The following is a 25,828-nucleotide window of genomic DNA, read 5'->3' as shown; positions in this document are numbered from 1 at the left end:
GGCAATCTGCCCATCTCAGCGCGGCAGGCTGCTCACGCCCATCAGGTACTCGTCTATTGCCTTGGCGGCCTGGCGGCCTTCGCGGATGGCCCAGACGACCAGGCTCTGGCCGCGGCGGATGTCGCCGGCGGCGAAGACCTTGTCGACACTGGTCTTGTAGGCGTTCAAGCCTTCGGTCGATGCCTTGCCGTTGCCGCGTGCGTCCTTGTCGACGCCGAAGGCTTCCAGCACGGTGGCCACCGGTGACACGAAGCCCATGGCCAGCAGGGCCATGTCGGCCTTGAGGATCTGCTCGCTGCCTTCAACCTCGACCATCTTGCCGCCCTGCCATTGCAGGCGCACGGTCTTGACGCCAGTGAGCTTGCCCTTCTCGCCCAGAAACTCCTTGGTGGCGATGGCGAACTCGCGCTCGCAGCCCTCTTCGTGGCTGGACGAGGTGCGCAGCTTGATCGGCCAGGAAGGCCAGGTCATCGGGCGGTCTTCCACTTCGGGCGGCTGGGGCAGCAGCTCGAACTGGGTGACGCTCTTGGCGCCGTGGCGGTTGCTGGTGCCCACGCAGTCGCTGCCGGTGTCGCCGCCGCCGATGACGATGACGTGCTTGCCGTCGGCGCGCAGCTGATTCTTCAGCTTGTCACCGGCGTTGACCTTGTTCTGCTGCGGCAGGAACTCCATCGCGAAGTGCACGCCGGCCAGATCGCGGCCGGGCACGGGCAGGTCGCGCGATTGCTCGGCGCCGCCGGTCAGCACGACGGCATCGAACTGCGCCTTCAAGTCGTCGGCGCTGATCGTCTCGGTCGCCCAGTTGGTGACCTTGCTGTCCTTGGGCAGCGCGCCGATCAGCACGCCGGTGCGGAACTCGACGCCCTCGGCCTTCATCTGCTCGACGCGGCGATCGATGTGGGACTTCTCCATCTTGAAGTCCGGGATGCCGTAGCGCAGCAGGCCGCCGACACGGTCGTTCTTCTCGAACACAGTGACGCTGTGACCGACGCGGGTGAGCTGCTGGGCGGCAGCCAACCCTGCGGGGCCGGCGCCGACGACGGCGACCTTCTTGCCGGTCCTGACCTTGGCCGGCTGGGCGGTGACCCAGCCCTCAGCCCAGGCGCGGTCGATGATGGCGTGTTCGATGGACTTGATGCCCACCGCGTCGTCGTTGACGTTCAGCGTGCAGGCCGCCTCGCAGGGCGCAGGGCAGATGCGGCCGGTGAACTCGGGGAAGTTGTTGGTGCTGTGCAGCACCACGATCGCGTTCTTCCAGTCCTCGGGGCGGCCCTTGTAGACCAGGTCGTTGAAGTCGGGGATGACGTTGTTGACCGGGCAGCCGCTGTTGCAGAACGGCGTGCCGCAGTCCATGCAGCGGGCGCCCTGTTGCTTGGCCTGATCGACGTTCAGGCCGATGACGAATTCCTTGTAGTTCTTGACGCGAGCGGGCGCGGGCGCATAGCCCTCTTCCAGACGCTCGTACTCCATGAAGCCGGTGACCTTGCCCATGCTTCTTCTCCTCAGACCTTGGCGGTGACGACTTCAGGCGACTTGGCCTGAGCGATGGTTTGTGCGGCTTGCTTGGCAGCGTTGATCTCACCGAGCGCACGGCGGTATTCGTTCGGGAACACCTTGATGAACTTGGTGCGCGCCTCGGCCCAGTGGTCGAGGATGTCGCGCGCACGCTGGCTGCCGGTCCAGCGGTGGTGGTCCTCCAGCAGCTTGCGCAGGATGACTTCGTCCGTCTGGGCCTCGCGGTCCACGCCGTCGACACCCTTGGTACGGTGCCAGATGGCTTTGTCGACACCGGCTTCCTGCTCCTGCGCGGTCGCCAGCTTCTCCAGCGAAACCATGCTGGTGTTGCAGCGCTTGGCGAAGTGGCCATCCTCGTCGTAGACGTAGGCGATGCCACCGCTCATGCCGGCCGCGAAGTTGCGGCCGGTCTTTCCGAGCACAGCGACGGTGCCGCCGGTCATGTACTCGCAACCGTGGTCGCCCGTGCCTTCGACGACCGCCGTGGCGCCCGACAGGCGCACCGCGAAGCGCTCGCCCGCCACGCCGCGGAAGAAGGCCTCGCCGCGCGTCGCGCCGTAGAGCGCGGTGTTGCCGACAATGATGTTCTTCGTCGCATCGCCGCGGAAATCGATGCTGGGGCGCACGACGATGCGGCCGCCCGACATGCCCTTGCCGGTGTAGTCGTTGGCGTCACCGATCAGGTAGAAGGTGATGCCATGGGCCAGGAAGGCGCCGAAGCTCTGGCCGCCCGTGCCTTCCATCTGGATGAAGATGGTGTGGTCGGGCAGGCCCTCGGGCTTGCGGCGGATCAGTTCGCCAGACAACCGGGCACCCACCGAGCGGCGCACATTGCTGACCTCCTGCATAAACTGCACCTTCTCGCCCTTCTCGAAGGCGGGCAGGCACTTCTCGATGAGCTTGACGTCCAGCGCACGCTCCAGGCCATGGTCCTGCACATCGTTGTGGATGCGGGCCACGTCGGCCGGCACGACCGGGCGATGGAAGATGCGGCCGAACTCCAGGCCCTTGGCCTTCCAGTGCGAGATGGCCTTCTTGGTGTCCAGCCAGTCAGAGCGACCGATCAGTTCGTCGAACTTGCGCACGCCCAGCTGGGCCATGATCTGGCGCGCTTCCTCGGCAACGAAGAAGAAGAAGTTGACGACGTGCTCGGGGCGGCCGGTGAACTTCTTGCGCAGCACCGGGTCCTGCGTGGCCACGCCCACCGGGCAGGTGTTCAGGTGGCACTTGCGCATCATGATGCAGCCTTCGGCCACCAGCGGCGCGGTGGCGAAGCCGAACTCGTCGGCGCCCAATAGCGCGCCGATGACGACATCGCGGCCGGTCTTCATCTGGCCGTCGGCCTGCACGCGCACGCGGCCGCGCAAGCGGTTGACGACCAGCGTCTGCTGCGTTTCGGCCAGGCCCAGTTCCCACGGCGTGCCACAGTGTTTGATGGACGACCAGGGCGAGGCGCCCGTGCCGCCGTCATGGCCGGCGATGACGATGTGGTCGGCCTTGCACTTGGCCACGCCGGTCGCGATCGTGCCCACGCCGACCTCGGAGACCAGCTTCACCGAGATGTCAGCTTTGGGGTTGACGTTCTTCAGGTCGTGGATGAGCTGGGCCAGGTCCTCGATGGAATAGATGTCGTGGTGGGGCGGTGGGCTGATGAGGCCGACGCCGGGCACCGAGTGGCGCAGCATGCCGATGTACTCGGACACCTTGCCGCCAGGCAGTTGGCCGCCCTCGCCAGGCTTGGCGCCCTGGGCCATCTTGATCTGGATCTGGTCGGCGCTGACCAGATACTCGGTCGTCACGCCGAAACGGCCCGAGGCCACCTGCTTGATCTTGGAGCGCAGGCTGTCGTTTTCCTTCAGCTCGTAGTCGACGGCGATGACCTTGCCGTCGATCACATCGCTGATCTTGGTGCCATCGGTGATCTTGATGCCCTTGAGCTCATTGCGGTAGCGAGCCGGGTCTTCACCGCCCTCGCCCGTGTTGCTCTTGCCGCCGATGCGGTTCATCGCGACAGCCAGCGTGGCGTGCGCTTCGGTGGAGATGGAGCCCAGCGACATGGCGCCGGTGGCGAAGCGCTTGACGATCTCGGCGGCCGACTCGACCTCTTCCAGCGGCACGGCCTTGGCGGGGTCGAACTTGAACTCGAACAGGCCGCGCAGCGTCATGTGGCGCTTGCTCTGGTCGTTGATGAGCTGGGCGTATTCCTTGTAGGTCTCGAACTTGCCGCTGCGCGCGCTGTGCTGCAGCTTGGCGATGGCGTCCGGTGTCCACATGTGCTCTTCGCCGCGGGTGCGCCAGGCGTACTCGCCGCCGGCATCCAGCATGCTCTGCAGCAACGGGTCGTCGCCGAAGGCGCCGTCGTGCATGCGGATGGCTTCTTCAGCGACCTCGAAGACGCCGATGCCGCCGACCTGCGTGGGCGTGCCACGGAAGTACTTCTCGACGAAGTCCGCCTTCAGGCCGATGGCCTCGAAGATCTGCGCGCCGCAGTAGGACATGTAGGTCGAGATGCCCATCTTGGACATGATCTTGGACAGACCCTTGCCCACCGCCTTGATGTAGTTGTAGCGTGCCTGCTCGGCGGTCAGCTTGGCGGGCAGCTCGTCCTTCATCGCCTCGAGCGATTCGAGGGCGAGGTAGGGATGCACGGCTTCGGCGCCATAACCCGCCAACACGGCGAAGTGGTGAACCTCGCGTGCGGTGCCGGTCTCGACGACCAGGCCGGCCGTCGTGCGCAGGCCTTCACGCACCAGGTGGTGGTGCACGGCCGACAGAGCCAGCAGCGCCGGCGTGGCGATGCGGTCGGCGCTGAGGTGGCGGTCCGTGATGATGAGGATGTTGTGGCCGGACTTGATCGCGTCCACGGCCGAGGCACAAAGCGAAGCGAGTTGCGCCTCGACGCCGGCACGGCCCCACTCGCGCGGGTAGGTGATGTCGAGTTCGCTGGACTTGAACTTGCCGTTGGTGGGCGCCTCGATGCCGCGCAGACGCGCCATGTCATCGAAGTCCAGGATGGGCTGGCTGACTTCAAGGCGCATCGGCGGGTTGATGGCGTTGATGTCCAGCAGGTTCGGCTTGGGGCCGATGAAGCTGTTCAGCGACATCACGATGTTTTCGCGGATCGGGTCGATCGGCGGGTTCGTGACCTGGGCGAAGAGCTGCTTGAAGTAGTTGTAGAGCGGCTTGTTCTTGCCCGACAGCACCGCGAGCGGCGAGTCGTTGCCCATGGAGCCGATGCCCTCTTCGCCGTTGGCGGCCATCGGGGCGAGCAGGAACTTGATGTCCTCCTGCGTCGTGCCGAAGGCTTGCTGGCGGTTCAGCAACGAGGTGGCGAAGCCGGGGCGAGCGGCCTCGGGCACGGCGATGTCGTCCAGCTTGACGCGGACGTTCTCGATCCACTGGCGATAGGGGCGCGCGTTGGCGTACTGGTTCTTCAGTTCCTCGTCATCGACGATGCGGCCCTGCTCCAGGTCGATCAGGAACATCTTGCCCGGCTGCAGGCGCCACTTCCTGACGATCTTGCTCTCGGGGATGGGCAGCACGCCGGATTCGGAGGCCATGACGACCAGGTCGTCATCGGTGATGCAGTAGCGGGCCGGGCGCAGACCGTTGCGGTCGAGTGCAGCGCAGACCTGGCGGCCGTCGGTGAAGGCCATGGCGGCCGGGCCGTCCCACGGCTCCATCATGGCGGCGTGGTACTCGTAGAAGGCGCGGCGGCGCTCGTCCATGCCTTCGTGCTGCTCCCAGGCTTCCGGGATCATCATCATGGCCGCGTGGGCGAGCGGGTAGCCGGCCATCGTCAACAGCTCAAGCGCGTTGTCGAAGGTGGCCGTGTCGGACTGGTGCTCGAAGCTGATGGGGTAGAGCTTCTTCAGGTCGTCGCCCAGCACGGGGGACTTCATGACGCCTTCGCGGGCGCGCATCCAGTTGAAGTTGCCCTTGACCGTGTTGATCTCGCCGTTGTGGCAGACCATGCGGTAGGGGTGGGCCAGCGGCCACTCGGGGAAGGTGTTGGTGGAGAAGCGCTGGTGGACCAGGGCAATGGCCGAGACGACGCGCGGGTCGGCCAGGTCCTTGTAGTACTTGCCGACCTGGTCTGCCAGCAGTAGGCCCTTGTAGATGATGGTGCGGCAGCTCATGCTGGGCACGTAGTACTCACGGCTGTGCGTGAGCTTCAAGGCCTGGATGGCGCTGGAGGCGGTCTTGCGGATGACGTAGAGCTTTCGCTCCAGCGCATCGGGCACGATGATGTCCTGGCCACGGCCGATGAAGATCTGGCGGATCACCGGCTCCTTCTCGCGCACGGTGGGCGACATCGGCATGTCGCGGTCCACCGGCACGTCGCGCCAGCCGATCAACACCTGGCCCTCGGCCTTGATGGCACGGGCGAGTTCCTGTTCGCAGGCCAGGCGCGATGCGGCTTCCTTGGGCAGGAAGATCATGCCGACGCCGTACTCACCCGGAGGCGGCAGGTTGATGCCCTGCTTGGCCATCTCCTCGCGGTAGAACTCGTGCGGAACCTGGATCAGGATGCCGGCGCCATCGCCCATGAGCTTGTCCGCACCGACCGCACCGCGGTGGTCGAGGTTTTCGAGGATCTTCAGACCCTGCTGGACGATGTTGTGCGCCTTCTGTCCCTTGATGTGGGCCACGAAGCCCAGGCCGCAAGCATCTTTCTCATTGCCCGGCCGGTAGAGCCCGTGTTCGGCAAGGTCTTGGATTTCGGACTGAATCTGCGCGGCGTAGCTCATGCTGCCCTCCTGGAACACAACAGGGCGGAAGCTTAATGCAGTGCAGCAAATGCGGCAACCCGATTAAAATGGGGTCAGAGTCAATTAAATTCACGCTTAAGGATATGCGAACAATAAATGGGGCCATAGTTAGACATCGCTTTTCGCGCTGTTCTGTGCCGCTGATTGAGCTTTCGGCGGCCTGCCCCGTGGGCGTCGCGTGACAACTGCCGCGTGATCCACAGCCAGCGGCCGCAAAAAGGCTTCGCTGCCGACCGGGCGACCGCGCAGCACCGCCTCGGTGAATTGCGCTTGTTCTGATGCAGCGACGCCCTGCTCCAAGAACTCCCGATACGCGTGCTCGCGCTCGAAGGGCGTGTTTCCCAGCAGCCAGTACATCTCGTGCTCCGTGATGAGCACGTTGCGTACCAGGCCCAGGTGGTGAGCCGCACTGGACCAAGGCCATTGCGCCGCCTCCGCGCACAGCCGCGCACGCACGGGATTGAGCTCGATGTAGCGCATGCATGCCAGCAGATGCCGCTCACCCTGGATCAGCCCGGCCCGAAATCGCCCTTCCCACAGCGTGCCGCTGCGCTGATGCCGGGCGTTGAACCAGCCCACGTAGCGGCGGCCGAGGGACTGCATCATGCGGCTGAGCGCGTCCGCCGTCGGCGGACTCAGCAGCAGATGCAGGTGGTTGTCCATCAGCACATAGGCATGGATGGCCACGCCGTATTGGGCTGAAGCCTCCGCTAGCGTGCTGAGCAGGTGCTCTCGGTCCGGGTCACTGAAGAAGATCGCCTGGCGGTTATTGCCGCGCAGGATGACGTGGTGCGGCTGATCCGGCAGGATGAGTCGGGGAAGACGAGCCATGCATGTCCTTGTTGCCTCAAGCTGGAGCAGTCGCCAGCATAAAGGACTCCGACCCCATTTTAGAAGAGGCTCTTGCCGGTCATCCTTTGGTGCTCACGGATGGCAAAGCGGTCGGTCATGCCGGCGATGTAGTCGGCGCAGGCGCGCTCGCGGTCGGAGCGTTCGGCAAAGTCCGGAGGCATCTGGGTCGCGTCGCCCGCGTAAAGGGCAAACAGATCGCGCAGGACCTCTTCGGCTCGCGCCCGTGTGGACTGGACCTGGGGGTGGCGGTACAGGTTGGTAAACAAAAAGCGCTTCAGTGCCGTGCTTTTGGCGCGCATGTCGGGGCTGAAGCGCAGCAGCGGCTTGTCGCCGCGGCGCACGGCATCAGCATCGGCGGGCGCGGCCTCGGCCAGGGCCGCACGGGTCGCGTCGATGATGTCGTACACCTGGGCCGACAGCATGCGGCGGATGGTTTCGAACAGCAGGCGTTTGCCGGTCAGATGCGGGTGCGCCTCCAACGCCGCGCGCCAGTGCTCGCGCACCAACGCCACCTCCAGCAACTGCTCCAGCTCGATGAGGCCCGAGCGCACGCCATCGTCGACGTCGTGCGCGTTGTAGGCCACCTCGTCGGCGACATTGCAGAGTTGCGCCTCCAGGCTCGGCTGGCCGCCGTTGAGGAAGCGCGTTGCGATGCCCCCCGGCTCCGCCGCCTCGATGGCTTCAGCGTTGCGGTGCGAGCAATGCTTGAGGATGCCCTCGCGGGTCTCGAAGCAGAGGTTGAGGCCGTCGAAATCCGGGTAGCGCTGCTCCAGCGTGTCGACAACGCGCAGGGACTGCAGGTTGTGCTCGAAGCCACCGTGCTGGCGCATGCACTCGTCGAGCACGTCCTGCCCGGCGTGACCGAAGGGCGTGTGGCCCAGGTCGTGAGCCAGCGCCACTGCTTCGACCAGGTCTTCGTCCAGACCCAGGCTGCGCGCAATGGAGCGGCCGAGCTGGGCCACTTCAAGAGAATGCGTCAGCCGCGTGCGGAACAGGTCACCCTCGTGGTTCAGAAAGACCTGGGTCTTGTAGACGAGGCGGCGGAAGGCCGTGCTGTGGATGATGCGGTCGCGGTCGCGCTGGAACTCGCTGCGCGTCGGCGCGGCCGGCTCATCGCGGCGGCGGCCACGGCTGCGCGCCGGGTCGGCGGCATAGGCCCGCAGAGACTGACCCATCAGGCCGCTCCGTGCGCCACCAGCGTTTCAGCAATGAGCGCGTCAGGCACGCCGTGCAGGCCGGCCCGGCCCAGCGACTCGATGAGCACGAAGCGGATCGCCCCGGCCTCCGCCTTCTTGTCGACGCGCATCAGCTGTAGGTAGCGCTCGGCGCCCAACTTGGGCGGCTGCACCGGCAGGCCGGCGCGCTCGATCAGCGTTCGCAGCCGATCGACGAACGCGCGGGGGACCAACCCCATGCGCTGCGACAGGTCAGCTGCCAGCACCATGCCGCAGGCGACGGCCTCGCCATGCAACCAGGCGCCATAGCCTAGACCCGACTCGATCGCATGGCCGATGGTGTGGCCGAAGTTCAGGATGGCACGCAGGCCCTGCTCCTTCTCGTCCTGCCCCACGACATCCGCCTTGATCGCGCAACTGCGTCGCACCGCGTAACCGAGCACGGCCTTGTCGCGCGCCAGCAGCGCATCGAGGTTGTCCTCGATCCAGCATAGGAAACTGGCGTCGGCGATCGGGCCGTACTTGATGACCTCGGCCAAGCCGGCACGCAATTCGCGGTCGGGCAGGGTGTCCAGCGTGTCGAGGTCCGCGATGACGCGCTCGGGTTGATAGAAGGCGCCCAACATGTTCTTGCCGAGCGGATGGTTGATGGCCGTCTTGCCGCCCACCGAAGAATCGACCTGGGCCAGCAGCGTGGTGGGCACCTGCACGAAGGGCACGCCACGCATGTAGATGGCGGCCGCAAAGCCGGTCATGTCGCCGATGACGCCGCCGCCGAGCGCGAACAGCACGGTCTTGCGGTCCAGCGCCTGGCTCAGCAGGTGGTCGCAGATGCGGTTGAGGCTGTCCCAGTTCTTGTGCTGCTCGCCGTCGGGGAGCACGACGACGTCGACGCGGGCATAGACACCCAGCAGGCGGTCACGCAGGCGATCGGCATACAGGGGTGCCACGGTCTCGTTGCTGACGATGACGGCGACAGCCGCCTTGGGCAAGCCCTGCCAGCTGGCAGCCTCGTTCAGCAGGCCGGTGCCGATGCGAATCTCGTAGTTGCGGTCGCCGGGGAGTTGGATGTGGACGGTATCGGGAGCAGGCATCGGCCCAGTGTAAGAGCCGCCTTCCCCTTGCCTTCACTAGCAGGGCGCTACTGGGGCTCGGCGCCGACGGTGGCGGCCACGCGAGTCGGGTCGAGCAACCCAGCCAACTCCAGTTGCATCAATGCCATGTTGACGAGGGCGTGCACCGATGGCCGCGCGCTCTCGAGCACGTAGTGCGCGCAGCGGTGATAGAGCGGGTCACGCTGATGGTGCAGTTCGCGGAGCTTGGCTAACGGGTCCTTCACCTGCAGCAGCGGCCGGATCGTGTCATGGCGAAGGCGTCGAAACAGGTCCTCGGGCGTCGAGCGCAGATAGAGCACCGTCGAGCCATCGTGCAGCAGCTCTCTGTTGCGCTCACGCAGCACCGCACCGCCGCCCGTGGCCAGCACGAAGTCGCCGGGCCGGGCGACCAAGTCGGCGATCGCTTCCGTCTCAAGGTCCCGAAAAGCATCCTCGCCGTGACGCTCGAAAAACTGCTTGATGCTGCCGCCGATACGCAACTCGATTTCATGATCCGAATCGACAAAAGGCACGCCGATTTGGCGTGCCAGTTGTTTACCGACGGTGGATTTGCCACCGCCGGGCATGCCGACGAGCGTGATCAGCAGATCATTTCGCCTCTGTGCACTTGTCCGAGATGCCATAAGGACTGATCTTGAATGACGGATCTCCTTCCGCTGCGATGGCGTCCGCCGCCACGGGGAGCCACACGTAGGTGTAAAGATAGTCAGTCACAGCCGTCGCGCTACCCAGCTCGTTCGCTGACTTCGAAGGCAAAGACACCGGGACCCCCAGCGGGTAGTAAGCAGGCGGGCTGAGCACTCCAGCGGCAGTCACGGTGATTTTGTAGCTCACCCAACTGGCCAGACTTTTCGGGTATTCCACCTGCAGCACAGCGATACCGTTGGCATCAGTCTTTGTCGCGCCGAGCAAGGTGATAGCAACGTCAGACTTGCGCGAGTCCAGTTGCTTGTTGCCGTTGATGTCTTCGCCCGTGTCAATAACCCCGTTGCGGTTCAAGTCCTCGTTGGGGCAGGTCGCGGCCAGCAATCCGACGGTGCCGAAGTCTGACTTTCGTTCCCACTTCTTCGAGACGGTGTTGTAGACCCAATAGCCTTTGCCATAACCGCCGAGGTCCAGCGAAGGCGTGATCTGCACGTCGGACTTGGGGTTGCCAGCGGAGTCGACCACCAGAATGACGTATTTCTTAACGTAAGTCAGCCCTGAAGCACCGTCCGTTAACGTGTTGTCCGTACCAATCGAGATCGATACCGGGTTTGAGACGATTGTCAGCGTCGTGGTCAACAGTTCACCACCTGCGGCGGTGCAATTGGCCGGGGTATCGGTCGGCGCGAAGTCGGTCCTCTTCCAGCATGCCTGCACAGTGACGCCGTTCGTGGGACTGCTGACGGCGCCAGGAGAATAGGTGGTGGAGGCGGTGCCCGACGCATCTGACAACACCGTGTTCCGCCCTGAACCGATCGTGCCGGTCTGGTTGTCACCAGTCACTCCAAACAACACGCGAACATTGGGAACGGGAACATTGTTAGCGTCCCTGAAGAAGGCGTTGACTGTCACCTGATTGCCAGTGGTGCCGGTGTTGACCGCCACGACGTCTGCCGACAGGTTGAGCGTCTTTGCGACGGGCACCGCCGCAACGGGCACCGTCGTGCTCCCGCCGCCAGGGATTGCCACCACCACGATGGACTCGACGCCGCCCGCCAATGCGGTGATCGTCAGGTTGGTTCCCGGCGCATTCGGTGCCGTGTAGGGGAACGTGTAGGAACCATTCAGATTAGTCTTGGCAGTCGCGCTGACGACGCCGCTACCGGAAACGCTAATGGGCACGCCAGCCATCGCAATACTGTTCACATCCGTCAGCGTGTATTGCACAGTGCCAGCTGCACCCGCTGCCACCACTGCCGGCACCGGGCTTGCTTGAGAGAATTGGGCGCCGGTGACCTGAAAGGCAACGGTGCGGGTCAATGTTCCGCTGGTGGCAACCACTGTGACCGGCCTGTTGGAGCGGTCCGCACCGATGTTGACCGTGCCGGTCACTTGGCCGTTGGCATTCGTCTGATTCGAAGGCGCCGGCGCAAGGAATGCACTCGCATCCAATACAGACAATTGCACAGGGATGCCTGCCAAGGCATTCCGATTGGCGTCCACTGCGGTCGCCGTTGCAATGACCGTCTTGCTGCCCGAATTGTCAATATTGGTTGCACTCAGGCTCAACGTCAGATCATTAGCCTGCGGGTTTGTTGTCGACGAACTCTGCACGACACTGAAAGACACGGTACGAGAGATCGCGCCTGAAGTGACGGTGACCGTAACCGGCCGCACCGTTGAATCGTCCCCTTGCGTGATGGTGGCAGAAAGCACGCCAGTCTTGGCATCAGTAGCCGTGCCAGCGGGCGTCACCACCGCTTTCGCATCAACTGTGAAACTGACCGGAACGCTGCCGACTACAACCCGATTGGCGTCGATTGAGGTGACCGTGGCAGTCACCGAATCGGCGCCGGAATTCGTCATCGTGGTCTTGCTCAACACGACCACCAAGTCCGCCGCCACCGCAGAGGCTGCGCCCGAAGGGCCGGATGCTCCGCTGCCAGGGCCGATGACCGGTTCCCCCGCACTGCCGCCACCACCACCACATGCTGCCAAGGCGACCACCAACAGTGCGCCTAACAGTGCACGCTTCGAGCCTCGGCTCCAGACATCAAGCTTAATCATCTTTGCTCGCTCCCGTGCGCTGCCAAAAGTGCGGCGCGCACATCGTCAGTTCATTCAGGGGTTTCGTTAACGCACCGCGGCCCGCTCACTGACGACCTTGGGCGTCAGGAAGATCAAGAGCTCGGTCTTGGAGGTCGTGCGCGTCTTGTTCTTGAACAGGTTGCCCAGGAAGGGCACGTCGCCCAGGAAAGGCACCTTGTTGATGGTCTCGCCTTCGTCCTGCGTATAGATGCCACCGATGACGACCGTGCCGCCGTTCTCCACCAGCACCTGCGTTTGCGCGTGCTTGGTGTTGATGGCATAGCCCTGGGGCGTCAGCGTGCCGCGGCTGTCCTTGTTGACGTCCACGTTCAAGATGACGCTGCCTTCGGGCGTGATCTGCGGTGTGACCTCGAGCTTGAGGTTGGCCTTGCGGAAGGCGATGGACGTGGCACCACTGGCCGTGGCCACCTGGTAGGGCAGCTCTTCACCCTGCTCGATGATGGCCTTGACCTGATCGGCCGTGATGATGCGCGGGCTGGACACGACCTTGCCCTTGCCGTCCGACTCCAGGGCCGACAGCTCCAGGTTCAGGAAGCGGTTGGCTGTGGCGCTGAACAGGGACACGGCGACCGTCTGTGCCACCGCGCCGGCAAAGCTGTCCGACGACGTGTTCGCCGGCAGGTTGACGAAGTTGGTGTTGTTGTAGCTGGCCGCTGCGCCCTGGTTGGTCTGCGAACCGACCGCGTTGTAGTTGCCGCCGACAGTGACGTAGTTGCTGCCGCCCACGTTGTAGCCTGGAATACCGCCCTGCTGACCGCGCAGGTCGCTGCCACCGAGTTTGACGCCCAGCGACCGGCCGAAGCGATCGTTGGCTTCGACGATGCGCGCCTCGATCAGCACCTGGCGCACCGGGATGTCGATCTTGGCGATCATGGCCTGGATTTCTTCGAGCTTGCTCGGGATGTCCGACACAAAGAGCTGGTTGGTCCGCGACTCGGAGATGACGCTGCCGCGCGGCGACAGGATCTTCGTGCCGGAACCCGAACCACCGCTACCACCGCCGCTGCCGCCACCGGAATTGGAGCCGATGCTCTGCCCGGTCAGCCCCTTGGCGATCTCTTCGGCCTTCACGTAGTTGAGCTGGAACGACTGGGTGCGAACCGGCTCAAGCTGGGCGATCGCGGCCTTGGATTCGAGGTCGAGCTTTTCCTTCGCGGCCAGTTCGTCCTTGGGCGCAATCCACAGCACGTTGCCCGACTTCCTCAGGCCCAGGCCCTTCGCCTGCATGATGATGTCCAGCGCCTGGTCCCAGGGCACGTCCTTCAGCCGCAGCGTGACGTTGCCGGTGACGGTGTCGCTGGTGACGACGTTGAAGTTGGTGAAGTCCGCAATGACTTGCAACAGCGCCCGAACTTCGATGTTCTGGAAGTTCAGCGACAACTTGTCACCCGCGAAGCCTGGCCCCTGCGTCAGCTTGTTGGGGTCGATCTTCTGTTGCCTGACTTCGAGCACGAACTGGTTGTCGCTCTGGTAGGCGCTGTGCTCCCAGTTGCCCTTGGGCTCGACGATCATGCGCACGCGGTCACCCGACTGCGTCGTCGTGATCGTCTGCACCGGCGTGCCGAAGTCGGTCACATCGATCTTGCGGCGCAGGTTTTCCGGCAGGCTGGAGCGTAGGAACTCGACGACGAGGCCCTGGCCCTGCTGCTGGATGTCGACACCCACCTGATTGCTCGGCAGGTTGACGACGACGCGGCCAGCACCATCGGCGCCGCGACGGAAGTCGATGTCGTGCAAGGGCTGGGGCGCGTTGTTCAAGCTCTGCGCAAAGTGCACCGGCTCGCCGGGCGCCTGCGCTGCGGACGCCGTGGCATTCAGCACCAGCACGAGGGCGCTGCCCTCCAGCTTGGCACTGTAGGTCGACGCCTGACGCAGGTTCAGCACGACGCGCGAGCGGTCCCCCGCCTGGGCCACGTTGGCCGAGCGCAGATTGCCCTGGTTGATGTCGACGACGTTACGGCCGATGGCGTTGACAACGCCGGGCAAGTCGATCGCAATGCGTGGCGGCGTCTGCACCGTGAATCCGGTCGGCACGGCCGACAGCGGTTCGCTCAGTTCAATGCGCACGACATCAACACCGGCCTGCTGGCTGGTGTTGATGGCACGGATCTGCGTCTGTGCCCACGCGGCGGGGGCGCTCAACAGCGCGACGGCAACCCCCAGCATCCAGCTACGGCCCATAGCCTTTTTCTCCTGCAATGTCTTCATCGTCCCTTCTCCTGTAGCTGGAGGGTACTGGTGCGTTCAATCCACTCGCCCGCAGCGTCCTGGACGACTTCTCGCAACGTGATTTCGGTCTCGCTAATCTTGGTAACGCGACCGAAGTTCTGACCGAGGTAATCCCCGGACTTGACTTGGTAAAGCAGGTTGTCGACGTGCAGCAGCGCGTAGCGCCGGTTGTCACGCGTCAGGCTGCCCACCATCGCCATGCTGTCCAGCGGGTAGGCTTCCAGCGGCTCCTTGCGCCGATTGATCTCGGCGGTCAGCAGCGAATTGGGCTGGGCAGCTTCCTGCTTGATGGCGACGCTGAGCTTCTGCGTGCTGAAGGGCTCGACACCGGCGCTCGATTCATAGGGCTGCGGCAGGAACTTCTTGGGCGGCAGCAGCGGCGTGACCGAAGGCTTGGCCTCCTTGCGCTGCTGATCCATCCACTGGCGCAGTTCGTCCATGTCGCCGCCGCAGCCGGCCAGGGCCGCTAGCGCGGCCACGCAAATCAGCTGGCGCCTCATTTCTTGCCCCCTGCGGCCTTGGCCGCAGCCTTGCGCTGTTCAGCCACTTCCGTCGGGTCCAGGTAGCGGTAGGTGCGCGCGGTCGCTTCCATGCTGAGCGGGCTGTTCGGAGCCGCCGGTGCGACGACGACGAGGTTGTGCAGCGTGACGATGCGTGACAGGTTGGACACGTCGGCCGCGAAGGCGCCGATGTCGTGATAGCGACCCGACACGCGCAGCGCGATCGGCAGCTCGGCGTAGTAATCCTTGACGAGGATCTGCCCCGGCCGGAACAGCTCGAACTGCAGGCCGCGGCCGACGCCGGCGCTGCTGATGTCGGACAGCAGGGAGTCGATCTCCGCCTTGCCGGGCAACTGCTTTTCGAGCTGGGTCACGTACTCCTCGACCTGGCTCTTCTGCTTGCGCAGCTCTGGCAGGTTGACGGCCTGACCGAGCTTGTTGCGGAAGTCCTCGCGCAGCTGCGGCTCGCGGTTGTGCTCGGCTTCCAGGCGGTCCTGTTCGTCCTGTAGCAGGACGACATAGCCGGCGCCAACGACGACCAGCATCACGACGAGCGCGCTGGCGAGCTTGGGCGCCCAGGGCCATTGCCCGGGCTCCTTGAAATTCAGATCCTTGAACTGGCTTGCGAAGTCTGCAAACCAGGCGTTCACATCGAACTTGGGAATGGACTTGGAAGTGGCCATGTCGATCAGCCCTTCTTGGGTGCGGAAGCGGCCGATGCAGGGTCACGCGGCGGCGCCTTGATCGAGACCTTCATGGAGAAGTCCAGCAGCCGGCGTTGGTCGCGCGTGTTGGCCGTCACATTCGCCAGCTTCACCTCGATGAGGTCCGGCTTTTCCAGCCATTCCGAGCCGCGCGACACGTTGCGCAGGAACTCGGAGACCCGTTCATTGGTCTGGGCGATACCGCTGACCGTGACGACCTTGTCGGCCTGGCGGATGGCGGTGAGGTAGATCCCTTCAGGCGCCAGCCGTGCCAGGTCGTTGAGCAACTGCACGGGCGTGTTGCGGTCGGTCTGCAGGTCTTCCACCGCGCGCTGGCGCGACTTCAGCGACTCGATCTCCGCCTTGAGGTTGGCGATGTCCTTGATCTGCGCTTCCAGGCGCGTGATCTCGCTCTGGATGTACTGGTTGTGCGACTGCTGCTCCTGCGTCAGGAACTGCAGCAGCAGATAGACGGCCACGACGATGCCCGCGCCGACAACGGCAGCCAGGCCCATCCCCGCGAAGAACGCGGCCTTGCGCCGCTTGCGCCTTTCCTCACGGTAAGGCAGCAGGTTGATCAGGATCACTGGAAGAACCTCCGCATCGCGAGGCCGCAGGCGGTGAGATAGGACGGCGCCTCACGCTGCAGCTTGGATTCGCGCACCGTTGAGGCCAGGCCCATGTTGTCGAATGGATTCACCACCATGCAGGCGAAGCCGGTCAGGTCGGTCACGCGCTCCTTGAGCCCGGGCAGTGTCGCCGTGCCACCGGCGAGCATCACGTAATGGACCTTGTGGTGCGGCGTGCTGGTAAAGAAGTACTGCAGCGCCCGGCCGATTTCCTGCGACAGGCTGTCGACGAAGGGGGTCAACACGCCGGTCTCGTAGTCCTCAGGAAGATCGCTGGACAACTTCTTCTGCTCGGCCTCTTCGAAGGAGAAGCCGTACTGGCGCGAGATGAGTTGCGTCAGTTGAGCGCCACCGAAGGACTGGTCGCGGTCGTAGAGCAGTTCGTCGTCGCGCAGTACCTTCAGGCTGGTGGTGTCGGCGCCGATTTCGAAGAGGGCGACAAGTGCGTCACGGCCGGCGTTTGGCAACGCAGCGATGAGGCGACCCATGGCCATGCGCGACGCATGCGATTCGATGTCCAGTACGACGGGCCGCAAGCCGGCGGCTTCGGCCAAACCTTGCCTGTCCTGGACCCGATCCTTGCGGGACGCGGCGATCAGCACCTCGACGTCACCGACCGACGTCGGGCTGGGGCCCATGACGCAGAAATCCAGGCTGACCTCGTCGAGCGAGAACGGAATGTATTGATTGGCTTCGGCTTCGACCTGCAGCTCGAGCTCTTCCTCGCGCAGGCCGGCCGGCAGCATGATCTTCTTGGTGATGACGGCGGACTGGGGCATGGCCAGGGCGGCATCGCGGGTCTTGCTGCCGCTGCGGGCAACGACACGGCGCACGGCATCAGCCACTTCGTCAAATTTCTCGATCTGGCCGTCCGCGATCCAGCCTTTTTCGAAGGGCTCGCTCGCAAAACGCTCCAGCACAAATTCGCCACCCTTGGTCTGGCTCAACTCCACCAGCTTGACGCTGGAGGAGCTGATATCCAGACCGATCATGGGAGGGTGCGTGCGCCCCAAAAGTGCATCAATTATTCCCATGCCCTTTGTCCCCGATATGCCAGTTACGTATCGACTATTAATAAGTTACTTCAATGCTAGCAGCAAAGCCTTTGACTCCGAACGGAAATCCGGCTCGCGCTGGTAACGCCACGTTGCTAAACATACACGATTCAACAAGATTGCAAGCTCCTGAAAAACACAGGGAAAGCGGTCGTTTGACACGTTGTTTGTGGACACGGTCGGTATACGCGAGCGCCCAGATGCTGCTTCCTATAATCGCCCGACTCATCCCCACACGCCTGCGGGCGCGCTTTGCCGGCACATGAAAGACAAGTCTCGCTCCGCTGCGCCCAGCGCCCCTGCTGCGGCCTCCGCAACTGCCGGCTCCCCGCCCACCTCCCGCGCGACCGCCTCGCTCGGCGCCCGCCTGGGTCATCTGGCCCTGTGGGGCCTGGGCCTGCTGGCGGGCGGCGCTGCTGCGGTGGCTTTGCTGCTGGGGCTGGGCCTCGCGCTGGCCTACCCCAACCTGCCTGACATCGGCGGCTTGACGGACTACCGCCCCAAGCTGCCGATGCGCGTGCTGTCCAGCGACGGGGTGCTGTTGGGCGAGTTCGGCGAGGAGCGGCGCAGCTATCTGCCGATCCAGCAGATCCCCAAGCTGATGCAGGAGGCCGTACTGGCCATCGAGGACGCGCGCTTCTACCAGCACGGCGGTGTGGACTACCTCGGCGTCATCCGCGCCGGCCTGGCCAACGTCGGCGAGTCGCGCAGCCAGGGCGCGTCGACGATCACGATGCAACTGGCCCGCAACTTCTATCTGTCGACCGAGAAGACCTTCACCCGCAAGATCTACGAGATCCTGCTGGCGCTCAAGATTGAAGCGGCCCTGCCCAAGGAAAAGATCCTCGAGATCTACATGAACCAGATCTTCCTGGGCCACCGCGCGCACGGCTTCGCTGCGGCCAGCGAGGTGTACTTCGGCAAGACCCTGGACAAGCTGAGCATTGCCGAGGCCGCCATGCTGGCCGGCCTACCCAAGGCGCCGTCGGCCTACAACCCCATCAACAACCCCAAGCGCGCCACCATCCGCCAGCAATACATCATCGAACGGATGTACGAGACGGGCTACATCACCGAAGAGCAGCGCGATGAAGCCAAGGCCGAGAAGCTGCTCATCCGGCCAGTACAGGAGTCGGCCACGCACGCGGAGTTCGTCGCCGAGGCGGCGCGCCAGTTGATCTTCAGCCAGTACGGCGACGAGGCCTATTCGCGTGGCCTGAACGTCTACCTGACGCTGAACAGCGACGAGCAGAACACCGCCTACCGCGCGCTGCGCCGAGGTATCCTCGACTACGAGAAGCGCCAGGTCTACCGCGGCCCCGAGGCCTATGCCGACCTGCCGGGCGACGCCAAGGCGCTGGATTCGCGCATCGCCGAGGCTTTGTCCGACCACCCCGCCAACGACGAATTGCTGGCAGCCGTCGTGCTGGAGGCCGATCCGAAGAAGGTCACGGCCGTGCTGCAGAGTGGTGACGCCATCACCATCGTCGGCGAGGGCCTGAGGCCCGCCACGTCCGGCCTGTCCGACAAGGGCAACCCCAAGACGCGCATTCGCCGCGGCGCGGTCATCCGCGTCGTCAAGGGCGCGAAGCAGAAGGACGGGGGCGAATGGACCATCACACAGTTGCCCGAGGTGGAGGGCGCCTTCATCTCGCTGGACCCGCACAACGGCCAGGTGCGCGCCCTGGTAGGCGGCTTCGACTACGCCAAGAACAAGTTCAACCACGTCATTCAGGCCTGGCGCCAGCCGGGCTCCAGCTTCAAGCCCTTCATCTACTCGGCCGCGCTGGAAAAGGGCTTCACGCCCGCCACGATCGTCAACGACGCGCCGTTGTTCTTCGACGCCGGCACGACCGGCAGCCAGCCCTGGGAGCCCAAAAACTACGACGGCAAGTTCGAAGGCCCGATGCCGCTGCACACGGCCCTGGCCAAATCCAAGAACATGGTCTCCATCCGCGTGCTGAACTCCATCGGCGTGCGCTACGCGCAGGAATGGATCACGCGCTTCGGCTTCGAGGCCGAGAAGCACCCGGCCTATCTGACGATGGCGCTCGGCGCCGGTTCCGTCACGCCGATGCAGATGGCCCAGGGTTATTCGGTGTTCGCCAATGGCGGCTTTCGCGTCAACCCGCAGCTCATCAGCCGCATCACTGACAACAAGGGTCGGCTGCTCTACGAGGCGCTGCCCGTCACGCTGACGGACAACGCTCGCGCCATCGAGCCGCGCAACGCCTTCCTGATGAGCAGCCTGCTGCAGGAGGTCGCGCGCAGCGGCACGGCAGCGCGCGCACAAGCCACGCTCAAGCGCCCCGACATCTACGGCAAGACCGGTACGACCAACGACTCGATGGACGCCTGGTTCGCCGGCTACCAGAAGGATGTCGTCGCCATCGTCTGGATCGGCTACGACCAGCCGCGCAAGCTCGGCGACCGCGAAACGGGCGGGGGCCTGAGCCTGCCGGTCTGGATCGAGTACATGCAGTTCGCGCTGCGTGGCAAGCCGGTCGACGAAGTGACGCCGCCCGAAGGCGTCGTCAACGTGAACGGCGAGTGGTTCTACGAGGAGTACACGGCCGGCAGCGGCGTGCGCGAACTCGCCAATGAGCCGAATGCACCACCGGCCGCAACCGACGACGAGAAGAAGTCGATCCTCGACCTCTTCAAACGATGATGAGGATCAAGCGCTGAACGTCAGCGCTTGGCCGGCCTGCTCGCTCGCGCAGCGCGACAGCCGCGCGAGGAACTCCTGGCCCTCGCGGTCCACCCACTGAGCGCCGTCCCACTTGTAGTGAAAGCCCCCCGAGCGCGCAGCCAGCCAGAGCTCCTGCAGCGGCGGCTGGGTGTTCAGCACGATCTTGCTGCCGCCCGGCATGCTGAGTTCCAGCAAGCCGCCCGTTCTGTGGGTGTCGATGTCAACCACGTCTTCGTCCAGCCAGGCGTCGATCTGCGCCTCGATATGGGCAAGCAGCGCGTGGGCCTTGGTGAGGTAATCGGCGTCGGACAGGGACATAAACTGGGCGGATGAACAAGACAGCCGTCAGTGTAGGTGGGCGCTTTGCAGCGCTGCTGATCACCCTTACCGCCCTTGCGGGTTGTGGACAAAAGGGGCCGTTGACGCTGCCCAAATCAGCCGCCTCGGCCTCGTCGCCGTCCTCGGCACCGGCGCGCTAAGCCCTGCGCTCTTCCACCGCGTGGCAGGCCACGCGCACACCGCTGATCTCCAACAACGCCGGCCGCTCTGCCATGCAGCGCGCGTTCGCCAGCGGGCAGCGCGGATGGAAGCTGCAGCCGCTGGGCGGGTTGAGTGGGTTGGGCACCTCGCCCTGCACCGGCGTGCGCGCGCGTCCGGTCATGTGAATGTCGGGAATGGCATCCAGCAACATGCGCGTGTACGGATGCTTCGGCTGCGCGAACAGCTCGGCCTTGCCCGCCACCTCGACAAGCCGGCCGAGGTACATGACGCCGACCTGGTCCGCCACATGGCGCACGACGGCCAAGTTGTGCGAGATGAAGAGATAGGTCAGGCCCTTCTCGCGCTGCAGGTCCTTCATGATGTTGAGGACCTGGGCCTGCACAGACACATCCAGCGCCGAGGTCGGTTCGTCGCAGACGAGGAACTCCGGATTCGTCGCCAGCGCCCGCGCAATCGAGATCCGCTGGCGCTGGCCGCCGGAGAACTGGTGCGGGAACTTCTCGGCGTCGGCCGGGTTCAGGCCGACCGAGCTCAGCAGCTCGCCGACACGTCGGCGGGCCTCGGCATCGCCCTTCACGAGGCCATGCTCTCGCAGCGGCTCGGCGACGATGTACAGCACCTTCCAGCGCGGGTTCAGTGACGCATACGGGTCCTGGAAGATCATCTGCATGCGTCGCCGCAGGGGGCCCGCGCCGGCGCCGGCCAGCGTCTTGACGATGTCTTCGCCGTCAAAGCTCACCGAGCCGCGTGTCGCACCGTAAAGGCCGACCAGCAGCCGCGCGACCGTGCTCTTGCCGCAGCCGCTTTCACCGACCAGCGCGAGTGTCTTGCCGCGCTCGATGGCGAAGGAGACGCCGTCGACCGCATGCACGAAGGCCTTGGGCTTGCGCTCAACGACGCGGTTCAGCCACGGCGGCGACACGTCAAAGATCTTGGCGAGGTCGTGTACCTCGACGAGTGGCTGGCTCATCGCGCCACCTCCACGGTCACGGGGCGCCAGCAGGCGGCGCTCGTCGCGCCGACCGAGGCCAGATCGGGCCGCTCGGCGCGGCAGCGTTCGACGACGCGGCTGCAGCGCGGGTTGAAGGCGCAGCCCGGCGGGATAGCCGTTAGCCGAGGCATGGAGCCATCGATCTGCAGCAGGCGCTCGCGGTCCTCGTCCATGGCGGGGATGGAGCCCATCAGGCCGACGGTGTAGGGGTGGGCCGGGCGGTGGATGACGTCGGCGACAGGCCCGATCTCGGCGATGCGGCCCGCGTACATGACGGCGACACGGTCGCAGGTTTCCGCGATGACGCCCATGTCGTGCGTGACCAGCATGACGGCCGCGCCCTGGTCTTTGCAGACCTTTTTGAGCAGCGCAATGATCTGCGCCTGGATGGACACGTCGAGCGCCGTCGTCGGCTCGTCGGCAACGATGAGCTTGGGCTCGGCCGCCAGCGCCAACGCGATGACGACGCGCTGGCGCATGCCGCCGGAGAACTGGTGCGGGAAGTGGTCGATGCGCGCCTCGGGCGCCGGGATGCCGGTGGAGGCGAGCAGTTCGACCGCGCGCTTGCGGGCCTGCGACGCCGTCAGGTCGAGGTGGGTCGTGATGGTCTCGACGAGTTGGTGGCCGACCGTGTAGAGCGGGTTCAGTGAGGTCAGCGGGTCCTGGAAGACGGCCCCGATCTCGCGGCCACGCACGCGGCGCATCTGCTCGTAGGGCAGGTTGTCGATGCGCCGGCCCGCCAATCTGATCTCACCGGCAGCGATGCGGCCCGGCGGGTCCAGCAGGCCGATGATGGCCGCGCCGGTCAGCGACTTGCCGGCGCCGGATTCGCCGACGACGCCGAGGATCTCGCCGGGCGCAATCGAGAAGGAGATGTCGTCCAGCGCCAGCAGCGTGCCGTGGCGGGTCGGGAACTCCACGCGCAGGTGGCTGACTTCAAGCAAGGGAGCGGTCATCGCCATCAACGCAGCCTCGGGTTGAGCGCGTCGCGCAGCCAGTCGCCCAGCAGGTTCACGCTGAGCGTGATCAGCACGAGCGTCAGGCTGGGCCAGGCGGTGATCCACCATTCGCCCGAGAACAGATAGTCATTGCCGTTGCGGATCAGCGTGCCCAGCGACGGGCTGGTGACCGGCACGCCGACACCGAGGAAGGACAGCGTCGCCTCCGTGATGATGGCCGAGGCGATCTGGATGGTGGCGAGCACCAGCACCGGCCCGAGCACATTGGGCAGCACGTGGCGGCGCATGATGCGGAAAGACCCGACACCGATGACGCGGGCCGCCTGCACGTACTCCTTGTTGCGCTCCACCAGCGTCGAGCCGCGCACGGTGCGCGCGTACTGCACCCAGCCCGTCAGCGAGATGGCCAGCACGAGCACGACGAAGGCCAGCGCGTCGGGCGCATTGGGGAACAGGCTGCGACCCACGCCGCTGATCATCAGCGCGACCAGGATGGACGGGAAGGACAGCATCACGTCGCAGATGCGCATGACGAAGGCGTCGGTCCGCCCGCCTAGAAAGCCTGCCAGCAACCCCAGGCTGACGCCGATGACGATGGACAGCAGCACCGAGGCGATGCCGACGAGCAGCGAAATGCGTGCGCCGTACATCAGCGCCGACAGGATGTCGCGGCCCTGGCCATCCGTGCCGAGCAGGTACTTCGTCTCGCCGCCGCTGATCCAGGCGGGGGCCTTCAGCGAGTCCATCAGCTCCAGCGTCGCCAGGTCGAACGGGTTGTGCGGCGCGACAACCTCGGCAAACAGCGCGCAGATGAAGCAGATCAGCGTGATGGCGGCCGCCAGCATCGCCACGGGTGACGAGCGGAAAGAGTGCCAGACGTCGCCGTCGAAAAAGCCGCGTAGCGCGGAGGCCGACGGCGTGGCATTGGGATTGGCGTCGACTGCCATCGTGTGTGTTCAGTGCGCCTTGCCCTCGACGCGCAGGCGCGGGTCGACGGCGAAATAGAGGAGATCCACGCCGAGGTTGATGACGACGAAGATCAGCGAGATCAAGCAGAGGTAGGCCGCCATGACGGGGATGTCAGCGAACTGCACGGCCTGGATGAAGAGCAGGCCCATGCCGGGCCACTGGAAGACCTGCTCGGTGATGATGGCGAAGGCGATCAGCGAGCCGAGTTGCAGGCCGGTGATGGTGATGACCGGCACCAGCGTGTTCTTCAACGCATGGCCGAAGTAGACGCTGCGGTTGGTCAACCCACGGGCGCGCGCGAAACGGATGTAGTCGGTGCGCAGCACCTCAAGCATCTCGGCGCGCACCAACCGCATGATCAGCGTGAGCTGAAAGGCCGACAGCGTGAAGGCAGGCAAGATCAGATGCAGCAGGCCATCGCGCGTCAGCAGGCCCGAGGTCCAGCCACCGATGTCCACCACCTCGCCGCGGCCAAAGCTGGGCAGCCACTTCAGCTCCACCGCAAACACCCAGATCAGCACGATGCCGATGACGAAGTTGGGCAGGCTGACGCCGAACAGCGTGCCGGTCATCAGCAACTGCGCACTCGCCTTGCCGCGCCGCAGGGCGGCATAGACACCAAGCGGGATGCCGAAGCCAAGCGCAATCAGGCCAGCGACGAGAGCGAGTTCCAGCGTCGCCGGAAAGCGCTCGACGATGAGGCTGGACACCTTGCGGCCCTGACGCAGGCTGATGCCGAACTCGCCCTGCGCCGCATTGACGGCGAAACGTGCAAATTGCACCGGGAAGGGCTGATCCAGACCGAGGTCCTTGCGCAGTGTGACGCGCTGCTCCTCCGTCGCGTCCTGACCCAGCAGGTTCGTGACCGGGTCACCGACATACTGGAACAGCATGAAGGCAATGAAGGCGACCGAGAGCATGACAACGACGGCCTGAGCCAATCGGCGGAGGATGAAAACCAGCATGAAGCTTCGAGTGGCGTGGACCGATGCCGCGGTGCGCAGGGTGGCGCGATCATGGCGAAGACCGGCGGGCCGGACTTCCGGGAAAGCCCTAGACGGGCAAGAGCGATGCCAACAATAAAAACGGGCCGCTGACGCGGCCCGTTGGACTGAGCGAACAGGCTTAACGCCTGTCTTTGTCGATCAGAAACGGTGACGCAGGCCCACCATGGCACCACCGCGCTTTTGAGCGCCGTTCAGGTACGCCACGGCGCCGTTGAACTTGGTGTAGTCCACTTCCAGGTAAGCATCGGTACGCTTGGAGAAAGCGTAGTCAGCAACAGCCGCGAAGAAGTCGGCCTTGCTGGTGCCGGGCAGCGAAGCCAGCTGATGCGTCTGGGTCGCGTGCCAGTAATGAGCGCCCAGATTCAGCTGCGTCGTCAGTTGATACGTCGCACCACCGGACCACATCTCACGCTTGGAGACGCTGTTGCCGGCTGCATTGACGGCGCTCTGCGCATTCAGCATGCCGCTGGTGTAACCCGCCTGCAGCAGGCTGCCGGTGTCGAACTTGTTCTGCGCCCAGGCCAGACTCACGTACAGCGGGCCAGCGGTATAAGAGCCGCCGATCGTCGTGGCCTTGACCTTCTTGCCGGTCGTGTCGGTCACCTGCAGGTAAGCGCCGCCGAATCCAAAGGTGCCATCGGCGTAACGCAGCAGCCCACCTTCGGACTTGTTCTGCGAGTTGCCTTCGCCGGCGGACATCGAGAGCTCGGCATAGACGTTCCCGAACTGCGCCAGATACTTGACCATGTTGTCCTGGCGTGCGCCGGCAGACAGGCCGATTTCGGGCTTGTACGCCTCGATGTAGGGCGAGTAGCGGAAGGACGCGTACGTCGACGTGTAGACGTCGAACAGGACGTTGTATTGGCGGCCAAGGCGAATCTGACCGAATTCGCTGGACTGCAGGCCAACCCAGGCCTGGCGCCAGAAATCGGTTGGCGAGGACGTCACGCCCGTGTCCGAATTGAAGCGGTGCTCCATGTTCGCGAGTGCCTTGAGGCCGCCGCCCATGTCTTCAACGATATTCACACCGAGGCGGCTTTGCGACATGCCACCCGGGACGAGTTGCTTGTCGGATTGCCCGGGGTTGGCATTGGTCGTGTAACGCGCTGCTGCGTCCACGATGCCATACAGGGTCACGCTGGATTGAGCCCAGGCGGCGGAAGTGCTGGCGGCCAGAATGGCGAGGGCCAAAGTAGCTTTTTTCATCAAGGTTGTCTCCTGCGAAGAAAAGTGAACCACCTTATTCTCAGCGAAGCACTGCCTCGGGGCGCTACCCCTGTTGTTCCTTACCCACATGGCTTCCCCGCGCCCCAAACTGACCCTCGCAGCGCTTGCAGCAGAGTGCACCCATGCTGGGCGCACAAAAAAAGCCGCCCGAAGGCGGCTTGCGTGACCGGCCGCGACTGAGA

At 64.7% G+C, this 25,828-nt stretch carries 20 protein-coding genes; 2 read left to right on the top strand and 18 right to left on the bottom strand.

The window, feature by feature from the left end; all coding sequences use genetic code 11:
* Positions 1-15: 15 nt before the first annotated feature.
* From ABIS05_RS02670 to ABIS05_RS02615, 12 genes are all read right to left on the bottom strand, one after another.
* Entirely contained in the window at positions 16-1,491 is a 1,476-nt protein-coding gene (locus ABIS05_RS02670) for a glutamate synthase subunit beta (RefSeq protein WP_348014017.1), read from the bottom strand.
* 11 nt (positions 1,492-1,502) lie between these two features.
* Positions 1,503-6,266 carry a glutamate synthase-related protein gene (locus tag ABIS05_RS02665; protein ID WP_348014016.1) on the bottom strand — a complete coding sequence of 1,588 codons (4,764 nt, stop codon included), beginning with the start codon at positions 6,264-6,266 and terminating at the stop codon, positions 1,503-1,505.
* Positions 6,267-6,395: 129 nt separating this feature from the next.
* Entirely contained in the window at positions 6,396-7,118 is a 723-nt protein-coding gene (locus ABIS05_RS02660; protein WP_348014015.1) for an REP-associated tyrosine transposase, read from the bottom strand.
* A gap of 59 nt (positions 7,119-7,177) precedes the next feature.
* Entirely contained in the window at positions 7,178-8,314 is a 1,137-nt protein-coding gene (locus ABIS05_RS02655) for a deoxyguanosinetriphosphate triphosphohydrolase (RefSeq protein ID WP_348014014.1), read from the bottom strand.
* The gene (aroB, locus tag ABIS05_RS02650; RefSeq protein ID WP_348014013.1) at positions 8,314-9,408 is read right to left on the bottom strand and encodes a 3-dehydroquinate synthase; all 1,095 of its coding nucleotides are present in this window, start codon (positions 9,406-9,408) and stop codon (positions 8,314-8,316) included. Before aroB ends, ABIS05_RS02655 begins: the two co-directional genes overlap by 1 nt.
* 47 nt (positions 9,409-9,455) lie before the next feature.
* Positions 9,456-10,052 carry a shikimate kinase gene (locus tag ABIS05_RS02645; RefSeq protein ID WP_348063209.1) on the bottom strand — a complete coding sequence of 199 codons (597 nt, stop codon included), beginning with the start codon at positions 10,050-10,052 and terminating at the stop codon, positions 9,456-9,458.
* On the bottom strand, positions 10,018-12,141 hold the full coding sequence (locus ABIS05_RS02640; protein ID WP_348014011.1) for a hypothetical protein: 2,124 nt from the start codon (positions 12,139-12,141) through the stop codon (positions 10,018-10,020). Before ABIS05_RS02640 ends, ABIS05_RS02645 begins: the two co-directional genes overlap by 35 nt.
* 66 nt (positions 12,142-12,207) lie before the next feature.
* Positions 12,208-14,391, bottom strand: coding sequence for a type IV pilus secretin PilQ (gene pilQ, locus ABIS05_RS02635; protein WP_348014010.1), 2,184 nt, complete (start codon positions 14,389-14,391; stop codon positions 12,208-12,210).
* Positions 14,388-14,912, bottom strand: a complete 525-nt coding sequence (locus ABIS05_RS02630; protein ID WP_348014009.1) for a pilus assembly protein PilP — start codon at positions 14,910-14,912, stop codon at positions 14,388-14,390. Before ABIS05_RS02630 ends, pilQ begins: the two co-directional genes overlap by 4 nt.
* Positions 14,909-15,595 (bottom strand): type 4a pilus biogenesis protein PilO, encoded by a 687-nt coding sequence (locus ABIS05_RS02625; protein WP_348014008.1) that lies wholly within the window; start codon positions 15,593-15,595, stop codon positions 14,909-14,911. Before ABIS05_RS02625 ends, ABIS05_RS02630 begins: the two co-directional genes overlap by 4 nt.
* Positions 15,596-15,600: 5 nt before the next feature.
* A complete protein-coding gene (locus tag ABIS05_RS02620; protein ID WP_348014007.1) occupies positions 15,601-16,203 on the bottom strand; it encodes a PilN domain-containing protein in 603 nt (200 codons plus the stop codon).
* Entirely contained in the window at positions 16,200-17,279 is a 1,080-nt protein-coding gene (locus ABIS05_RS02615) for a pilus assembly protein PilM (protein WP_348014006.1), read from the bottom strand. Before ABIS05_RS02615 ends, ABIS05_RS02620 begins: the two co-directional genes overlap by 4 nt.
* A 283-nt stretch (positions 17,280-17,562) precedes the next feature.
* On the opposite strand from ABIS05_RS02615, the gene ABIS05_RS02610 reads away from it, so the two are divergent.
* Positions 17,563-19,971 carry a penicillin-binding protein 1A gene (locus ABIS05_RS02610; protein ID WP_348014005.1) on the top strand — a complete coding sequence of 803 codons (2,409 nt, stop codon included), beginning with the start codon at positions 17,563-17,565 and terminating at the stop codon, positions 19,969-19,971.
* A 6-nt stretch (positions 19,972-19,977) separates the two neighbouring features.
* Here the strand turns inward: ABIS05_RS02610 and cyaY are convergent, their stop codons facing one another.
* Positions 19,978-20,310 carry an iron donor protein CyaY gene (gene cyaY / locus ABIS05_RS02605; protein ID WP_348014004.1) on the bottom strand — a complete coding sequence of 111 codons (333 nt, stop codon included), beginning with the start codon at positions 20,308-20,310 and terminating at the stop codon, positions 19,978-19,980.
* 11 nt (positions 20,311-20,321) lie between these two features.
* On the opposite strand from cyaY, the gene ABIS05_RS02600 reads away from it, so the two are divergent.
* Positions 20,322-20,471, top strand: a complete 150-nt coding sequence (locus tag ABIS05_RS02600; protein WP_348014003.1) for an LPS translocon maturation chaperone LptM — start codon at positions 20,322-20,324, stop codon at positions 20,469-20,471.
* On the opposite strand, the gene ABIS05_RS02595 is transcribed toward ABIS05_RS02600, so the two are convergent.
* The 5 genes from ABIS05_RS02595 to ABIS05_RS02575 form a co-directional block, all read right to left on the bottom strand.
* Positions 20,468-21,463 (bottom strand): oligopeptide/dipeptide ABC transporter ATP-binding protein, encoded by a 996-nt coding sequence (locus ABIS05_RS02595; protein ID WP_348014002.1) that lies wholly within the window; start codon positions 21,461-21,463, stop codon positions 20,468-20,470. The genes ABIS05_RS02600 and ABIS05_RS02595 overlap by 4 nt on opposite strands.
* Positions 21,460-22,440, bottom strand: a complete 981-nt coding sequence (locus ABIS05_RS02590) for an ABC transporter ATP-binding protein (protein WP_348014042.1) — start codon at positions 22,438-22,440, stop codon at positions 21,460-21,462. Before ABIS05_RS02590 ends, ABIS05_RS02595 begins: the two co-directional genes overlap by 4 nt.
* Positions 22,441-22,445: 5 nt before the next feature.
* Positions 22,446-23,390: an ABC transporter permease gene (locus ABIS05_RS02585; RefSeq protein ID WP_348014001.1), complete on the bottom strand. Its 945-nt coding sequence runs from the start codon at positions 23,388-23,390 to the stop codon at positions 22,446-22,448.
* 9 nt (positions 23,391-23,399) lie between these two features.
* Positions 23,400-24,377, bottom strand: a complete 978-nt coding sequence (locus tag ABIS05_RS02580; protein ID WP_348014000.1) for an ABC transporter permease — start codon at positions 24,375-24,377, stop codon at positions 23,400-23,402.
* 180 nt (positions 24,378-24,557) lie between these two features.
* Entirely contained in the window at positions 24,558-25,715 is a 1,158-nt protein-coding gene (locus ABIS05_RS02575) for a porin (RefSeq protein WP_348013999.1), read from the bottom strand.
* Positions 25,716-25,828: the final 113 nt, after the last annotated feature.

The sequence above is a fragment of the Roseateles sp. genome, assembly GCF_039929605.1.
Lineage (GTDB): Bacteria > Pseudomonadota > Gammaproteobacteria > Burkholderiales > Burkholderiaceae_C > Pelomonas.
Note: the sequence above shows the minus strand (reverse complement) of the source record. Positions and strands in the feature narration are given on the sequence as shown.

Coding starts and splice junctions, on each gene's coding strand:
- ABIS05_RS02670 (WP_348014017.1), bottom strand. CDS start 1,491: ATGGGCAAGGTCACCGGCTTCATGGAGTACGAGCGTCTGGAAGAGGGC.
- ABIS05_RS02665 (WP_348014016.1), bottom strand. CDS start 6,266: ATGAGCTACGCCGCGCAGATTCAGTCCGAAATCCAAGACCTTGCCGAA.
- ABIS05_RS02660 (WP_348014015.1), bottom strand. CDS start 7,118: ATGGCTCGTCTTCCCCGACTCATCCTGCCGGATCAGCCGCACCACGTC.
- ABIS05_RS02655 (WP_348014014.1), bottom strand. CDS start 8,314: ATGGGTCAGTCTCTGCGGGCCTATGCCGCCGACCCGGCGCGCAGCCGT.
- aroB (WP_348014013.1), bottom strand. CDS start 9,408: ATGCCTGCTCCCGATACCGTCCACATCCAACTCCCCGGCGACCGCAAC.
- ABIS05_RS02645 (WP_348063209.1), bottom strand. CDS start 10,052: ATGGCATCTCGGACAAGTGCACAGAGGCGAAATGATCTGCTGATCACG.
- ABIS05_RS02640 (WP_348014011.1), bottom strand. CDS start 12,141: ATGATTAAGCTTGATGTCTGGAGCCGAGGCTCGAAGCGTGCACTGTTA.
- pilQ (WP_348014010.1), bottom strand. CDS start 14,391: ATGAAGACATTGCAGGAGAAAAAGGCTATGGGCCGTAGCTGGATGCTG.
- ABIS05_RS02630 (WP_348014009.1), bottom strand. CDS start 14,912: ATGAGGCGCCAGCTGATTTGCGTGGCCGCGCTAGCGGCCCTGGCCGGC.
- ABIS05_RS02625 (WP_348014008.1), bottom strand. CDS start 15,595: ATGGCCACTTCCAAGTCCATTCCCAAGTTCGATGTGAACGCCTGGTTT.
- ABIS05_RS02615 (WP_348014006.1), bottom strand. CDS start 17,279: ATGGGAATAATTGATGCACTTTTGGGGCGCACGCACCCTCCCATGATC.
- ABIS05_RS02610 (WP_348014005.1), top strand. CDS start 17,563: ATGAAAGACAAGTCTCGCTCCGCTGCGCCCAGCGCCCCTGCTGCGGCC.
- cyaY (WP_348014004.1), bottom strand. CDS start 20,310: ATGTCCCTGTCCGACGCCGATTACCTCACCAAGGCCCACGCGCTGCTT.
- ABIS05_RS02600 (WP_348014003.1), top strand. CDS start 20,322: ATGAACAAGACAGCCGTCAGTGTAGGTGGGCGCTTTGCAGCGCTGCTG.
- ABIS05_RS02595 (WP_348014002.1), bottom strand. CDS start 21,463: ATGAGCCAGCCACTCGTCGAGGTACACGACCTCGCCAAGATCTTTGAC.
- ABIS05_RS02590 (WP_348014042.1), bottom strand. CDS start 22,440: ATGACCGCTCCCTTGCTTGAAGTCAGCCACCTGCGCGTGGAGTTCCCG.
- ABIS05_RS02585 (WP_348014001.1), bottom strand. CDS start 23,390: ATGGCAGTCGACGCCAATCCCAATGCCACGCCGTCGGCCTCCGCGCTA.
- ABIS05_RS02580 (WP_348014000.1), bottom strand. CDS start 24,377: ATGCTGGTTTTCATCCTCCGCCGATTGGCTCAGGCCGTCGTTGTCATG.
- ABIS05_RS02575 (WP_348013999.1), bottom strand. CDS start 25,715: ATGTGGGTAAGGAACAACAGGGGTAGCGCCCCGAGGCAGTGCTTCGCT.